14 protein-coding genes, 1 tRNA gene and 1 pseudogene are annotated in these 14,262 nt (G+C 67.4%); 8 read left to right on the forward strand and 8 right to left on the reverse strand.

Translation table 11 applies throughout. The features are described 5' to 3' along the window. Positions 1 to 98 (forward strand): annotated as a pseudogene (locus ACE3UA_RS11745) (IS5/IS1182 family transposase); the annotation flags it as partial. Here the strand turns inward: ACE3UA_RS11745 and ACE3UA_RS11750 are convergent. From ACE3UA_RS11750 to ACE3UA_RS11760, 3 genes are all read right to left on the reverse strand, one after another. Continuing rightward, on the reverse strand, positions 82 to 771 hold the full coding sequence (locus ACE3UA_RS11750; protein WP_374645315.1) for a primase-helicase family protein: 690 nt from the start codon (positions 769 to 771) through the stop codon (positions 82 to 84). The pseudogene ACE3UA_RS11745 and the gene ACE3UA_RS11750 sit on opposite strands and share 17 nt — an antisense overlap. Positions 772 to 1,165: 394 nt before the next feature. Next, complete coding sequence (locus tag ACE3UA_RS11755) at positions 1,166 to 1,579, reverse strand: hypothetical protein (protein ID WP_374645317.1); 414 nt, start codon at positions 1,577 to 1,579, stop codon at positions 1,166 to 1,168. 187 nt (positions 1,580 to 1,766) lie between these two features. Then, a tRNA-Gln gene (locus ACE3UA_RS11760) sits at positions 1,767 to 1,841 on the reverse strand. Positions 1,842 to 1,953: 112 nt separating this feature from the next. Here ACE3UA_RS11760 and ACE3UA_RS11765 point away from each other — a divergent pair. Beyond that, positions 1,954 to 3,120 (forward strand): NAD(P)/FAD-dependent oxidoreductase, encoded by a 1,167-nt coding sequence (locus ACE3UA_RS11765; RefSeq protein WP_374645319.1) that lies wholly within the window; start codon positions 1,954 to 1,956, stop codon positions 3,118 to 3,120. Between the two features lie 78 nt (positions 3,121 to 3,198). On the opposite strand, the gene kdsA is transcribed toward ACE3UA_RS11765, so the two are convergent. The 4 genes from kdsA to ACE3UA_RS11785 all read right to left on the reverse strand — a co-directional run bounded on the left by kdsA (position 3,199) and on the right by ACE3UA_RS11785 (position 7,688). Further along, a complete protein-coding gene (gene kdsA, locus ACE3UA_RS11770) occupies positions 3,199 to 4,029 on the reverse strand; it encodes a 3-deoxy-8-phosphooctulonate synthase (protein ID WP_374645321.1) in 831 nt (276 codons plus the stop codon). Positions 4,030 to 4,049: 20 nt separating this feature from the next. Next, complete coding sequence (locus ACE3UA_RS11775) at positions 4,050 to 5,738, reverse strand: capsule biosynthesis protein (RefSeq protein ID WP_374645323.1); 1,689 nt, start codon at positions 5,736 to 5,738, stop codon at positions 4,050 to 4,052. After that, positions 5,722 to 6,375, reverse strand: coding sequence for an ABC transporter ATP-binding protein (locus tag ACE3UA_RS11780; RefSeq protein WP_197644178.1), 654 nt, complete (start codon positions 6,373 to 6,375; stop codon positions 5,722 to 5,724). Before ACE3UA_RS11780 ends, ACE3UA_RS11775 begins: the two co-directional genes overlap by 17 nt. A gap of 98 nt (positions 6,376 to 6,473) precedes the next feature. Beyond that, positions 6,474 to 7,688 carry a Na+/H+ antiporter NhaA gene (locus ACE3UA_RS11785; protein WP_374645326.1) on the reverse strand — a complete coding sequence of 405 codons (1,215 nt, stop codon included), beginning with the start codon at positions 7,686 to 7,688 and terminating at the stop codon, positions 6,474 to 6,476. 241 nt (positions 7,689 to 7,929) lie between these two features. Between ACE3UA_RS11785 and ACE3UA_RS11790 the strand changes: the two genes are divergently transcribed. From ACE3UA_RS11790 to ACE3UA_RS11810, 5 genes are all read left to right on the forward strand, one after another. Beyond that, positions 7,930 to 8,526: a uracil-DNA glycosylase family protein gene (locus tag ACE3UA_RS11790; RefSeq protein WP_374645328.1), complete on the forward strand. Its 597-nt coding sequence runs from the start codon at positions 7,930 to 7,932 to the stop codon at positions 8,524 to 8,526. A gap of 4 nt (positions 8,527 to 8,530) precedes the next feature. Continuing rightward, complete coding sequence (locus tag ACE3UA_RS11795) at positions 8,531 to 9,307, forward strand: SseB family protein (protein ID WP_374645453.1); 777 nt, start codon at positions 8,531 to 8,533, stop codon at positions 9,305 to 9,307. Positions 9,308 to 9,490: 183 nt separating this feature from the next. Continuing rightward, positions 9,491 to 9,955: a 50S ribosomal protein L13 gene (gene rplM, locus ACE3UA_RS11800; RefSeq protein ID WP_374645330.1), complete on the forward strand. Its 465-nt coding sequence runs from the start codon at positions 9,491 to 9,493 to the stop codon at positions 9,953 to 9,955. A gap of 2 nt (positions 9,956 to 9,957) precedes the next feature. Then, positions 9,958 to 10,440 (forward strand): 30S ribosomal protein S9, encoded by a 483-nt coding sequence (gene rpsI, locus ACE3UA_RS11805; RefSeq protein ID WP_197644169.1) that lies wholly within the window; start codon positions 9,958 to 9,960, stop codon positions 10,438 to 10,440. Positions 10,441 to 10,551: 111 nt separating this feature from the next. Next, entirely contained in the window at positions 10,552 to 12,432 is a 1,881-nt protein-coding gene (locus tag ACE3UA_RS11810) for an acyltransferase family protein (protein WP_374645332.1), read from the forward strand. Positions 12,433 to 12,519: 87 nt separating this feature from the next. On the opposite strand, the gene ACE3UA_RS11815 is transcribed toward ACE3UA_RS11810, so the two are convergent. Further along, complete coding sequence (locus ACE3UA_RS11815) at positions 12,520 to 12,723, reverse strand: DUF1127 domain-containing protein (protein WP_374645334.1); 204 nt, start codon at positions 12,721 to 12,723, stop codon at positions 12,520 to 12,522. Positions 12,724 to 12,792: 69 nt separating this feature from the next. Here ACE3UA_RS11815 and ACE3UA_RS11820 point away from each other — a divergent pair, with 69 nt between their 5' ends. Further along, entirely contained in the window at positions 12,793 to 14,217 is a 1,425-nt protein-coding gene (locus tag ACE3UA_RS11820) for a PLP-dependent aminotransferase family protein (RefSeq protein ID WP_374645336.1), read from the forward strand. Positions 14,218 to 14,262 lie beyond the last annotated feature (45 nt).

A 14,262-nucleotide genomic window follows, 5' to 3' on the forward strand; every position in this document is an offset into this window, starting at 1 on the left:
TGAAGGACTGGCGCAGGGTCGCGACCCGCTACGATAGATGCCCAAAAGTCTTCCTCTCCGCCGTCGCACTCGCCGCAACCGTCATGTTCTGGCTATGATCCGAGAACGAGTCCTGACCCTAACGATCAGCTTGCTGTTCAGCATAGGGCCGTTGAACTTGCCCGCTACCTTTTCGAGGTTGTTCTGACGTGCCGTGTTCTCTTCGCCGAAAAGCCGAGTGGCGATGTTGCAGAAGGTCGATTTGCCAGTTCCCTTGGCTTGGGAGTAAAGCATGATGGCCCAGTTCGGCTTTCTGCTCTCGTTCTGCAGACACCAAGCCAGCCAGTCCAGGACTCGGTTGCGTTCATCCTCCCGTTGAAACATCATGAGGAAGAGCGCGCTGAAGGGTCCGGCATGTGGCTCTACCATCCCGAGCCGCCGATAGCTTGGCTCCCTCCAGGAGTTCAAGACGACTTGTCCGCTCTCCAGCAGAATACGACGTTCCGTGTTGCTGGGATACGGAACGACGCCACCCGTCCAAACCGGAATGGAGCGGAGTGGGTTGGGGTTCATCTGAGTGATTGCAGTGTCGTAAACCTGCTTCATCACAGTTGCTGGGACTGGCTTCCCGCTGTTTCGTACTTGGGCGGGGGTCAGGAAGGAGCGCTGCAAGTCGGGTTGAGACAGCGCCTCTGACGGTCGATCGATGTGATAGAACCGGTTTTCTTTGCGGACATAGCTGGATGCGAGCATCCGGATCAGTTGGTCAGCCAGTGGCTCGTCGGTCGTCAAGGTTGGCGAGGGGTTGGGTTCGACTGTGCGAAGGTTGATGACGTTTGAAGCTAGGTCGGGCTCCGATGAAGGTGGTTCTGTTTGGGATAGTTCTAGTGAAGGCATTTGTTTTCCATTGTTGCTGGCCTAATGACGTGGCCGAGTGATTGAATTGCCTGGCCGTTGAAAGGGCCGTCGGCTGTAAGGTTTTGAAGTTTAAATATTTTAGTCAAGTCACAGCAAGAAGCTCGCTGCGCCTCGGCATGTAGGAGGTCGTCCCCAAATTGTCAAGGGCGTGGCTATGGACGCTGAGGATGTGGGGTCTCGGCTCCCCTGGCTCCCGTTGGCGAGGTCGGGAGCGGCTGGAAGATCGAATGCCTGATGCGCTAAAGAAGCAGCAGCCTGAGGGGTACGCTCACTTCCGCCCAATGCCCCTAAGCTTAGCTACCATGTAGAAGTAAGCCGTGGTTACGACGAATGCTGGCACGGCAACGGCTTGTCCGACGAAAGGGATAAAGTTTACCCCGATGCCAGCCGCCCCACCGGCCAGCATGGCTGTCTTGAGATCAGGGTCGATCTTGTCCCAAGCAAGCCCGGCCTTTTCTGCTGCTAACTTGATGTCCTCGCTATCAAATTTTCCATCTCCGTTTAGGTCCGTCAGGTACAGAGATACTTTGCGTGCAGTGTCGATGGCCGACTTCGTTGCTTCTTTGAGCTTGGTGGCCGCTTCGCTGTCCAGGGCAGCCCCAGTCTCCTTCACCGCCCTGTCGAAAACCTGGGTGACCACGTCGGTTGAGCCCGTAAATTTCTCTTTTACTTTCTGCCACATAAAAGCTTCCTCGCAAGATTCATCACGGTCGGGACATCTTGAGTCGTACCTCACCGTAGGCGCTGAGACGGGCAAAAGTACGGCATAGCGCTGTATGCTCGGATGTGGGGCATCCTGTGGGGCACTGACTGCACTACCGTCAGATTTTGATGCAGGGAAGGTTGACGCCACGAACGAAGAGAGTGGCTGGCTGGGGCGCTAGGATTCGAACCTAGGTATGGCGGTACCAAAAACCGCTGCCTTACCACTTGGCGACGCCCCAACCGTGCGGCGGTGTTTAGCGAAGGCCCGCAGGGGGTGCAAGGGGCCAATGGCGAAAATTTCGCGGCTCGGCGCTGGCTTGCAGGGCCGGGGAGCGGCGGGTAACAGGGGGGATGGACTGGGACGCGATCATCCTTGGCGCAGGCGCGGCCGGCATGATGGCCGCCATCGAGGCGGGCCGGCGCGGCCGCAGGGTGCTGGTCGTCGACCATGCGAAAGCGCCGGGCGAGAAGATCCGCATTTCGGGCGGCGGGCGCTGCAACTTTACCAACCTGCAGATCGCGCCCGAGCGATTCCTGTCGCAGAATCCGCGCTTTGCGCTTTCGGCGCTGAAACGGTTCACCCAGTGGGATTTCATCGCCCGGATGGATGCCGCCGGGATCGCCTGGCACGAAAAGACCCTGGGCCAGCTCTTCTGCGACGGGCCGGCCACCCAGGTGGTCGCGATGCTGGTCCGTGACATGGAGCGCGCGGGGGTGACGCTCTGGCTTGGCTGCGCCCTGGGCGAGGTGCGGCGGTCGGGCGCGGGCTTCACGGTCGAGACCGTGCGCGGGGTCCAGAGCGCGGGCGCCGTGGTGGTGGCGACCGGAGGCAAGTCGATCCCGAAGATGGGGGCCACCGGATATGGCTACCGCGTCGCCGAAAGCTTCGGCCTGCCGCTGGTGGAAACCCGGCCCGCGCTGGTGCCGCTGACCTTCGCCGAGCAGGAACTGGCCTGGATGCGCCCGCTCGCCGGGGTGTCGCTGCCGGGGCGGGTCTCCTGCGGCAAGGCGGGGTTCGACGAGGCGCTGCTCTTCACCCATCGCGGGCTGTCCGGTCCGGCGGTGCTGCAGATCTCCAGCTACTGGCGCGAGGGCGAGGCCATTCACCTTGACCTTCTGCCCGGCCTAGACGTGGCGGCGGAGCTGCGCGCGGCACGCGGCAAGCTGGCGCTGCGCAGCGTGCTGGGGCGCTGGTTGCCCGAGCGGCTGGCCCGGCATCTGGAGGAGGCGGCAGGGGTGACGCAGACCATGGCCGAGCTGCCGTCGGCGGTGCTAGACCGGGTCACGGCGGGGATCCGTGACTGGCGGCTGGTGCCGGTGGGCTCCGAGGGCTATCGCACGGCCGAGGTGACGCTGGGCGGCGTGGACACGCGGGCGCTGGACGGGCGGACGATGGCGGCGAAGGCGGTGCCGGGCCTGCACTTCATCGGCGAGGTGGTGGACGTGACCGGCTGGCTGGGCGGCTACAACTTCCAGTGGGCCTGGTCGAGCGGCTGGGCTGCCGGGCAGGTGATCTGACGCCGGGCACCGATTTCCGAACGGAAATCGTCCCGGAAATCCTACGATTTCCGGTGGCGCCCCTGGCAGGCGTCATGTTCAGGGCCGCAGGGGATCCGCCTTGGCGAGCCGGTCGAAGGCCATCAGGCTGGCCAGCAACTCCGGCATCGCGGCCAGCGGGATCATGTTCGGCCCGTCCGAGGGCGCGCGGTCGGGATCCTCATGCGTTTCGATGAACACGCCCGCGATTCCCAGCGAGACCGCCGCCCGCGCCATCACCGGCGCGAATTCGCGCTGGCCGCCCGACGAGCCGCCCTGTCCGCCCGGCTGCTGCACCGAATGGGTCGCGTCCATGATCACCGGCCAGCCGGTGCGCGCCATGATCGGCAGGCTGCGCATGTCGGCCACCAGCGTGTTGTAGCCGAAGCTGACTCCGCGCTCGGTCAGAAGGATGCGATCGTTGCCCGTGCTTTCCACCTTGGCCGCGACATTGGCCATGTCCCAGGGGGCGAGGAACTGGCCCTTCTTCACATTCACCACCGCCCCGGTTTCCCCGGCGGCGAGGAGGAGGTCGGTCTGGCGGCAGAGGAAGGCCGGGATCTGGATCACGTCCACCACCGCGGCCGCCTCGTGCGCCTGGCCGGCGTCATGGACATCGGTCAGGACCGGCATGCCCATGGCGCGCACCGCCTCCAGCACCTTCAGCCCCGCCTCGATCCCCATGCCGCGCCTGCCCGACAGCGAGGTGCGGTTGGCCTTGTCGTAGCTTGCCTTGAACACGAACTGCGCCCCCGCCGCCCGGCAGGCCTGCGCCATCTCGCCCGCGATCATCTGGGCATGGTCCAGGCTTTCCAACTGGCAGGGGCCCGCGATCACCAGCAGCGGGCGGTCGTTGCCGACGGTCAGCCCGCCGATCCTTACATCCTTCATCGCATCCCCCGAAGTCACCGTCAGGCCGAGACCTGCTCCCGCAGGATCGCGGCGGTCATCGAGACCATGAGGTAAATCCCCAGCATGATCAACAGCGTGACGGCGGTGTTCTCGAAGGCGCGCGGATAGGTCGGCGCGTCGGGCGGAATCGGGCGCACCGAAAGCGAGAGATAGCGCACCTGGCGGTTCGCCTCGACCCGCGCGGTCTCCATCGACTGCAGCGCGGTGGCCAGGATCATCTGCCGGGTCTGCAGGTCGGCCTGGGCGACCAGCAGCTCGCCCTGGACCTGGGCCATGCTCGAGCTTTCGGCGGTGCTTTCCGTCATCCGGGTGCGGACCGCGGCGATCTCGGCCTCCAGCGTGGCGATCCGGCGCTTCACCGGCTCCATCCTCGCCTCGTTCGGGGTCTCGTTCGCCTGCATCTGCGCCAGCGAGAGCCGCTCGGTCGTCAGCTGCGTCTCCAGCGACGAGATCTGCGCCGTCATCAGCCCGACCTCGCTTTCGGACGAGATCACCTTGAAGCGTTCCTGCAACTCGACCAGCTTGCGCTGCGAGGCGGCCAGCGCGGCCTGCGCCTCGTCATAGCCGGTCTGCGCCTCGGTCATCTGGTCGGCGCGCAGCCGCTGCGTCAGGTGGTCGACCTGTTGCTCGGCATAGCGGATCAGCTGGTCGGCCCAGGCCGAGGCCACGGCCGGATCGGCGGCGATCACCTCCATCCGCACGATGCCCTCGGTCGGGTCGTAGGAGATCTTCACGAAGCGGCGGTAGACCTTGTAGGCGGCCTCCAGGCTGGCCCCGGGGTCAAGCCGCTGCACCGGGTCGATCGCCGGGCTCTGGAAATGGGCGCGGAAGCCGAGATCTTCCTCCAGCCGCGCCATCGCCTCGCGCGATTGCAGATAGCCCTGCACGGCGATCGAATCCTGCGAGGTCGCCAGCGCGGTGCCGGACAGAAGGCCGCCCAGCTGCCCGGCGGCGGCGGTCGGCGCGGCCTGCTGGATCACGAATTCGGCCCGGGTGGCGAACATCGGCGTGGCGAGCCGGAAGAAGTACCAGCCCGCCAGGAGCGTGGGCAGCAGGACGAAGGCTGTCAGCCGCGCGGCCAGCAGGATCAGGCGGCGGCGGCGGCGGCGGGCGATGTCCTGCTGCATCCGCAGGATCTCGCTGGCCTGGTTGACCTCGGCGCGCTCTTCGGTCGAGGGCAGCGCCAGGGGGCGCGCGGTCTGCGGCAGCTGCACCACGTCTCCGGGCAGACGCGACAGCTCGCGGCCCGGGGGCGGGTCCTCGGGCGCGGCGGCGGCACCCCCCGCGCCGCCAAGCCGGGAGCTGACCATGTCCAGAAGCGAGCCGCGCGAGAACGGGTCGATCCCGGCCAGGCGCAGCTGGCGCACGGCATCGAGGTCCGAGGCGGCGACAAGCCCGGCTTTCGCGGCCACCAGCCGGGCGCGCCGCAGCTGGCGCTGGGTCAGCCCCTCGGCCGCGATGGCGGCGAGCGCGGCCGCGATGGCCTCGTCCCCGGCGATGCGGGGGACCTTCGTGACGGTGACCCCGGGCCGGTCCGCGGCGGGCGCGTCCCCGGGCCTGCGGAAATCCATCGCGCCGAAGCCGTCGTCGTGGTTGTCGAAGATCCCGGCCTCGTCCGGCGCGGGCGGGACGGGGGGGCGCTCTTGCGGGCGGATGTGGAAACGCGTGGCTTTAGGCGGTGTAGTCATAAAGGCGCTTCGCTTCCTCGAGCGTGTCGAACTGGTAAAGCCGGCCGTTGCGCAGCACGGCGGCGGAATCGCAGAATTTCTGCAGGGTCTGCGGCGAATGCGAGACGATCACCACGGTGGCGTTCTGCAGCCGTTCCTTCAGCAGGTTGCCGGCCTTGCGGTTGAACTCCACATCGCTGGCGGCGGGCATGCCCTCGTCGATCAGGTAGATGTCGAACTCGATCGACAGAAGCAGCGAGAAGGAGAAGCGCGAGCGCATCCCCGAGGAATAGGTCGAGATCGGCATGTCGAAATATTCGCCCAGGCCGCAGACCCAGCGGCAGAAGCTTTCGACATAATCCGGGTCCAGCCCGTACAGCCGCGCGATATAGCGGCAGTTCTCCTTGGCGGATTGCTTGCCGTTCACCCCGCCCATGAAGCCCAGCGGAAAGGACACGCGCGAGGTCTTGCGGATCACGCCTTCGTCGGGCTTCTCCAGCCCGGCCATCATGTTGATGATCGTGGTCTTGCCCGCGCCGTTGGGCGCCAGGATGCCGAGCGAGCGGCCGAGGTCGACCCGGAACGAGGCGCGGTCAAGGATGACCTTGCGCTGCGTGCCGGTCCAGAACGACTTGGAAACCCCCTGAAACTCGATCATCACCGCCTCTGGGCGGGCACCTCCCCGTGCCGCGCCTCACCCCTATTACTGGCGCAGGGTTAACATCCCGTTTGTGTCGTTTAAAGGGCGGTCGAAGGTCAGCCCCCGGCCCGGCGGCGCGCGACAAGGATCGCAAGCGGCCCGGCCAGCAGGCTGAGCGCGATCCCCAGCCGCGCCGCCTCCTGCATCGCGCCGCCGGGCAGCGCGGTCTCGAGCGACAGGACCGGGACGGTGAAGCCCAGCCCCATGATCAGCGCGATGGCCAGAAGGTCGCGCAGGGAAAGCCCCTGCGGCAGGCGCAGGTCGAGGGCGGCGGCCAGGCCGAGGCCGAGCGCCAGCATCCCCAGCGGCCGGCCGATCGCCAGCGCGGCCAGCGCGGTCAGCGTGGTGGGCGCGACGGCGCCGAGGTCGATGCCGCCCCGCGTCAGGCCGAACAGGAACAGGATCCCGACCAGCGGCCAGGACAGGGCATGCGCCAGCCGGTTCATCGGATCGTGCAACAGCTCCTCGGCCTCGGCGAAAAGGCCGAAGCTGCGGTCGGCCGGGGTGATGGCCGGGATCACCGGCAAAAGCCCCAGCGCGCCCGGCAGCCCGGCCGCGACCACCCCGATCCAGGAGACCGCGCCGGCCAGCAGATAGGGCCAGAGGCGGCGCTGCGCCCGGCGCGCGCGCTCGGGCGCGCCTGCGGGCAGGGCGCGGCCGTGGAAGCGCCAGGCGAGGAACGTCGCAAGGACCGGCAGCAGCAGCCAGGGCAGCCGCAGCCCGGCGGCGGGCTGGGTCAGGCCCAGGACCAGAAGCGCCAGGATGTCGGTGGCGATGGCCAGGAGCAGCAGCAGGTGCAGCGCCGGATGGCCCGGCCCGAAGACCCGCCGCCCGACCAGGAAGCACAGCGCCACATCGGTGCCAAGCGGCACCTGCCAGCCAGAGCCGAATCCAGCCTCGCCGGCGGTCTCGATCAGGGCCGAGACGATCAGCCAGCTCCCCGCCGCGCCGATCATGCCGCCCAGCACCAGCCCCAGCGGCAGCAGCGCCCGCCCGCCCACCAGCGCGCCCTGTTCCACGACCAGCGCCTCGCGCAGCTCCTTGCCGACGAAGAACAGGAACAGCGCCATCAGCCCCTCGGACAAGAGGTTCATCGGCGTCAGGCTGACCGGGAAGGGCGCCAGCCAGCCCGGCAGCGCCAGGTCGGCGATGCGCCATTCGACCGCGTCGTAATAGCTTGCGGGCGCGAGATTGACCCAGAGCGTGGCGAGGGCGGCCCCGGCAAGCAGGGCCCAGGCGAAGCGGGGAACGAAGGCGGAGACGCGGTACATCTGGTCCTGTGGCGGCGAGGGTCCGGCCATTTGACGCGGTTTTCCCGCCTGCCGCAATGGGCCGCCCCCGGACCGGGTGCCGTCCTCCGGGGCATCGAGCCCCGAAGGACGGCGCTGCCGCGGCCCGGTCGGGCAGAAGGGGCGCGGGGGAGGGGGGCGGATGCCTCTGGCGGGGGTATTTTCGCCAGGAGGAAGGTGCTGGCCCTTGTGCCGGGGCGCGGCAAGGACCAGCTATCGGGCGATGGGGTTGATCGAGGATATCCGGGCCTGCCGGCTTTGCGCCGATCGTTTCGCCGCCACCGCCACGGGTCATGCGCCGCGCCCCGTCGCCTGGTTCCGGCCCGGCGCGCGGGTGCTGGTGGCCGGGCAGGCGCCGGGCCTGCGGGTGCATGAGAGCGGGCGGCCGTTCACCGACCGCTCGGGCGACCGCCTGCGCGACTGGATGGGGATCGGCGCGGACGAGTTCTACGATCTTGACCGCGTCGCGGTGGTGCCGATGGCCTTCTGCTTTCCGGGCTATGACGCCAAGGGCGCGGACCTGCCGCCGCCGCCGCTTTGCGCCGCGACCTGGCGGGCGCGGGTCATGGCGGAACTGGGCGCGGTGCCGCTGACGCTCCTGGTCGGCGGCGCGGCGATCCGCTGGCACCTGGGCCTGCGCCCCGGATCGCAAGGCGTGACCGCCGCCGTGGCCGATTGGCGCGGACCCGCCGCGCGCGGCGTCTTTCCCTTGCCGCATCCCTCGTGGCGGAATACCGCATGGCTGAAGCGCAACCCCTGGTTCGAGGCCGAGCTTCTGCCCGCCCTGCGCACCCGGATCCGGAGCCTGATGGATGACTGACCTTCTGACCCTGCTGGATGCCGCCCATGCTGCGGTATCCGCCGACCCGGAGAACGAGACCCTGCGGCTGCGCTTCTTCGAGCGGCTGGCGGATGGCGAGCTGGTGCTGCTGCTGGAGCGCGAGGCCGAGGGCGCGCGGCTGGAGCCGAGGGTCTTCGAGCTGGAGGAGGGGCCCGTGGTGCTGGTCTTCGACCGCGAGGAGCGGCTGGCGAGCTTTTCCGGCGGGATCGCGCCCTATGCCGCGCTGCCGGGGCGGGTGATCGCGGGCTTGCTGCGCGGGCAGGGGATCGGGCTGGGGGTGAACCTCGGCGTGGCGCCCTCGTCGATGCTGCTGCCGCCCGAGGCGCTGGACTGGCTGGCCGAGACGCTGGAGGAGGCCCCCGAGGAGCTGGAGGCGCAGCCGCGCGACTTCGTGCCGCCCCTGGTGCCCGAGGCCGTGGTGGCGGCGCTGGACGCAAAGCTGGCGCGCGCCGGCGGGCTTGCGACGGCGGCGGTGCTGGCGGGGGTGGTCTACCGGGACGGGCGGCGCGGGCATCTCCTGGCCTTCCTCGACGCGGCCCCCGGGGCCGAGGCGGCGCTGGCGCGCGCGATGCAGGAGGCGCTGGTCTTCTCGGGCGTCGAGGCGGGCGAGCTGGACGTGGCCTTCCTCGCCTCGGGCGAGGCTGCGGCCGGGGCGATGGCGCGGGTCGGGCTGCGCTTCGACCTGCCCCAGCCGCAGGTGCAGGACCTGGCCCCGGCCGCCCCCGGCATGGACCCCTCGCGCCCGCCGAAGCTGAGATAGCCCGGCGCCCGTGGCCGAAAAGAGCAGGCGGATAATGGGGTATTTTGATACCGTTCTTGCAAGACATTGTTTTACATCGATAAATTATGGATCGATACGCTTGACGCTGTGGCCGGCTTCTGCGACAAGCCCGCATCCGAATTGCCGGGGGCCGTCAGGCCTCCTTCTTCGTTAGGAACCACGATGAAAACCTTCACCGCTACTCCGGCGGACATCGAGAAGAAGTGGATCCTGATCGACGCCGAGGGCGTCGTTCTGGGTCGCCTCGCCACGATCGTCGCCAACATCCTGCGCGGCAAGAACAAGCCGACCTTCACCCCGCACATGGACATGGGCGACAATGTCATCGTCATCAACGCCGACAAGGTGCAGATGACCGGCAACAAGCGCGACGACAAGGTCTATTACTGGCACACCGGCCATCCCGGCGGGATCAAGTCGCGCACCGCGCGGCAGGTGCTGGAAGGCGCCCATCCCGAGCGTGTCGTGATCAAGGCGGTCGAGCGCATGATCACCCGCAACCGCCTGGGCCGCCAGCAGATGACCAACCTGCGCGTCTACGCCGGGGCCGAGCATCCGCATGAGGCGCAGCAGCCGACCGTTCTGGACCTCAAGGTCCTGAACCCGAAGAACACCCGGAGCGCGTGATCATGGCCGACATCAAATCCCTCGATGACCTGAAATCCGCCGTCGGTTCCGCTCCCGCCGCCGTCGAGGCCGCGCCGCGCGCGCCGGTCCGCGACAAGCTGGGCCGGTCCTATGCCACCGGCAAGCGCAAGGATGCGGTCGCCCGCGTCTGGGTCAAGCCCGGTTCCGGCAAGGTCGTGGTCAACGGCAAGGAAATGGCGGTCTACTTCGCCCGCCCCGTGCTGCAGATGATCCTGAAGCAGCCCTTCACCGTTGCCAACGTGGAAGGCCAGTTCGACGTCTACGCGACCGTCGCCGGCGGCGGGCTCTCGGGCCAGGCCGGCGCGGTGAAGCACGGCATCTCCAAGGCGCTGCAGCTCTATGAGCCCGCCCTGCGCGGCGCGCTGAAGGCGGCAGGCTTCCTGACCCGCGACAGCCGCGTCGTCGAGCGCAAGAAGTACGGCAAGCCGAAGGCCCGCCGCAGCTTCCAGTTCTCGAAGCGCTGAGAAGCGTCGCATCACCTGTCTTGCGAGGGGCGTGGCCGTGGGTCGCGCCCTTTTGCTTTGAATGGAAACGGGATACGGAACTCCGGTAGCTATTCAGGGCGGTTGCGGGTGATGATCTATCGGCGCGAGATTGACGGGTTGCGGGCGGTCGCCGTCCTGCCGGTGATCCTGTTCCACGCCGGATTTCAGGCCGTTCCCGGCGGATTCGTTGGCGTCGACGTCTTCTTCGTCATTTCGGGCTATCTGATCACCACCATCCTTGTGGAAGAGCTCGGGCGCGGCGACTTCTCGATCCTGCGCTTTTACGAGCGTCGCGCGCGCCGCATCCTTCCGGCGCTCTTCGCGATCCTGCTCCTGTGCCTGCCCTTCGCCTGGCTCTGGCTGCTGCCCGAGCAACTGAAGGGGTTCACCGACAGCCTTGGCGCGGTTCTGGTGTTCCTGTCGAACATCTACTTCATGAGCCAGGTCTCGTATTTCGCCCCCGATGCCGAACTGCAACCGCTGCTGCATACCTGGAGCCTTGCCGTCGAAGAGCAGTACTACCTGCTTTTCCCGCTGATCCTCTTGCTGTCGCATCGCTTTGGCAGGGGCACCCTGATCGCGGTCACGCTTGGGCTGGCGATCGGCAGCCTGGCTTTGAACGCATTCGGCAACAGCCTGAATGCCGAACGGAACTTCTTCTTCAGCCCTTCGCGGTTCTGGGAACTGGGGGCAGGGTCGCTCTGCGCGCTTCTGCTTCCACCCCATCGCCGTCTGCGGAATGGCACGCTCGCGCTGACAGGTCTGGGCCTGATCCTCGGCTCCGTCCTGCTCTATGACGATCAACTGGCGAGTGCCGTGCCGTTCACGATGTTCCCGGTCGCGGGAACGGTGCTTGTCGTCCTGTTCTGCCGCGAGGATACGCTTGCCGGCAGGATGCTTTCGCACTCCGCCCCGGTCGGAATAGGCCTGGTCAGCTACAGCGCTTATCTGGTGCATCAGCCGCTTTTCGCCTTCGCCCGCATCCGCAGTCCCGAGGAACCGTCCGCACTGATGATGGGCGCGCTCTGCCTTGTCACGCTTGCCCTGGCCTGGCTGATCTGGCGGTTCATCGAGCAACCATTCCGGGGCACGAGGCCCAGAGTGCTGGGAAACCGCGGACGTTTCACTTGGACCTTTGCATCAGTCGCTGCCGGGCTGATGGCCGTTGCCGTGGCAATCTCGGTGCAGGATGGTGTGCCGGGGCGGGTCGAGGCGCGGTATGCGGGCGATATCGGCAGCGACGCATTCTTCGACACCGTAAGGCAGCGATTCGAGGTTTGCGACAACGGCAGAATTCGCGATGCGGCACCGCGACATGAGGGTCAGGCCCGGTGCTTCCAAAGTCACGCGGGCCGTCCGGTCACGGTGGCCTTGATCGGCGATTCTCATGCCGAGCACCTCTTTCCCGGCCTGGCCGAGGCGCTGCCCGACGAAGTGGTGGCCTCATATCTGCAGAACACGGTCCCGTTGCTTGGGGATCCGCAGATGGCCGTCATCTTTGACGAGCTTTCCAGGATGGAGAGCCTCGAGGTGGTCGTCTTCGCAATGCATTGGCCGCGCCGGTATGTGCAATACGACGATCCGGCCGGCTTCGAAGCTGGCCTGAAGGCGACCTTGACCTATCTGCAAGGTCTGGGCGTGAAGGTCTTCGTCGTGGGGGATCTGCCCTGGTTTGCGTCCGATGCGGCGAACTGCAAATATGGGCTTTTCCCGGCCAGCATGAAACACTGCACGACAGAGAAGACCGACGCACTCGCGGCAAACGAAATCTACAGGCCGATGCTCGAACGGTTGTCCGCTGAAACCGGCGTGCCGATTGTGCCCGTCCGTCAGATCTTCTGCGAAGGCGGGCAATGTTCGATGGTGCGCGATGGCGGGATGCTCTTTCGTGACAGCAACCACTTGAACGTGGTCGGATCGAAGCAAGTGGGCAGGATCATCGCCGATCTTGTCCGGGACGCGTTATCCTGACCCGCCCCCTCGGGCTGAACATGGTCCCGCCGCAAAAAAGAAGGGCCGGGAGATCCCGGCCCAGTCAGGGGTAAGAAAGGATCGCGCTCAGGGCTGCCAGAAGGGCTTGGCCGCCTCGGTCCGAGCCTCGTCGCGCGACAGGCCGATGTCGCGCAGGAGATGCTGGTCCAGCCGCTCGAGGGCGCGGCGGTTGCGGCGGCGGGCGATCGCATCGGTGGCGCTGCGGGTCAGGCGCGCGACAAAGCCGCGCGGGGCGCTGAAGGGCAGGGTCTGGGTCGTGGTCTGGGGCATCGCAGCCTCCTGTGACTTTGTATTGATACAATCGCCGATATTCTGTAAGACAATGTACAATTCCCCGGAATGAACCGCCAGAGGATAATTGTGACTGATACAAGATGGTCGCCCGATCTGAGTCAATTTCCCGGCCCGAAGTATCTCGGCCTCAGCCGGGCGTTGCGCGACGCGATCCGTAGCGGGGAACTACCGGCGAATTCTCAATTGCCTACAGTGCGCGACCTCGCCTGGCGGTTGCATCTGACGCCCGGAACCGTGTCCCGCGCCTATCAGCTGGCGACGCAGGAGGGGCTGCTGGCCGCCACCGTGGGGCGGGGGACCTTTGTAGCGGCACAATCGCCCCGCCTCGGCCCGACCCAGGCATTGTATACCGAACGGGTTACCGGCGGTTCGACCGGGCTTGTCGACCTGCGCCCGCCGCTGGTGCCCGAGGTCGGCCAGGCCGAGGCCTTCCGCGCCGCGCTGCTGGAGATGGCGGCCTCGACCGGGCAGGGCTGGCTCGACTATACCAGCCAGATGGGCGAGGCCGCGCTGCGCGCCGAGGTCGTCACCTGGCTTGGCGACCGCATCCTTGGCCCCGTGGGCCCCGAGGAGGTGGCGCTGACCCATGGCGGGCAGAACGCCATTTCGCTGATCTTCGACTGCTGCCTGCGTGGCGAACGCCCGGTGGTGCTGATCGAGGAACTGGCCTATCCCGGCTTCCGCTACGCCGCCCGCGCCGCGAGGGCCGAGGTGGTGCCGGTCGAGATCGACGAGCACGGCATCGTGCCCGCCGCACTTGAGGCCGCCTGCCGCCGCCATGGCGCACAGGTCCTCTGCCTCACCACCGAGGCGCAGAACCCGACCACCGGCCGGATGCCGGTACGGCGCCGCCAGGACATCGCCGCCATCGCGCGGAGCTATGACCTCCAGGTGCTCGAGGACGACTGCTATTCGGTGGCCGAAAGCGACATACCCTCCCTGCGCGCCCTTGCGCCGGAGCGGGTCTGGCTGGTCGGCTCGGTCTCCAAGACCCTCTCGGCGGCGTTGCGTTTCGGCTATGTGGTCTGCCCCTCGGGCATGGGCGAGGCCGGGCGGCTGACCGCGCAGCACGGGTTCTTCGCGCTCTCGCGCCCGGTGGCGGACCTGATGCTGCACCTCTTCCGCTCGGGGTCGGCGGCGCGGATCCGGGCGGCGGTCCAGGCCGAATTCGCCACCCGCCAGCAGATCCTGGTCAACCAGCTGGGCAGCTACGACCTCTCCTGGCAGGCGGGCGTTCCCTTCGTCTGGCTCCGCCTGCCGATCGGCTGGCGCGCCTCGGCCTTCGTCCGCGCGGCCGAGGCGAAGGGCGTGCTGCTGCGCTCGGCCGACGAATATGCACTGGTGCACGGCCGCGCGCCGAACGCCGTCCGCATCGCCATCGCCGCCAACCTGCCGCGCGGCGATTTCGAAAGCGCCACGCGCCGCCTGGCCGAACTTCTCGCCCGGCCGCCCGCCGACCTGTCGGTCTGAAAACCCGACCTGTTGCAAAAGGGACTCGCTCACGAGGATGTGGGC

This window comes from Tabrizicola sp. (assembly GCF_041919135.1).
Taxonomy (GTDB): Bacteria; Pseudomonadota; Alphaproteobacteria; order Rhodobacterales; family Rhodobacteraceae; genus Tabrizicola.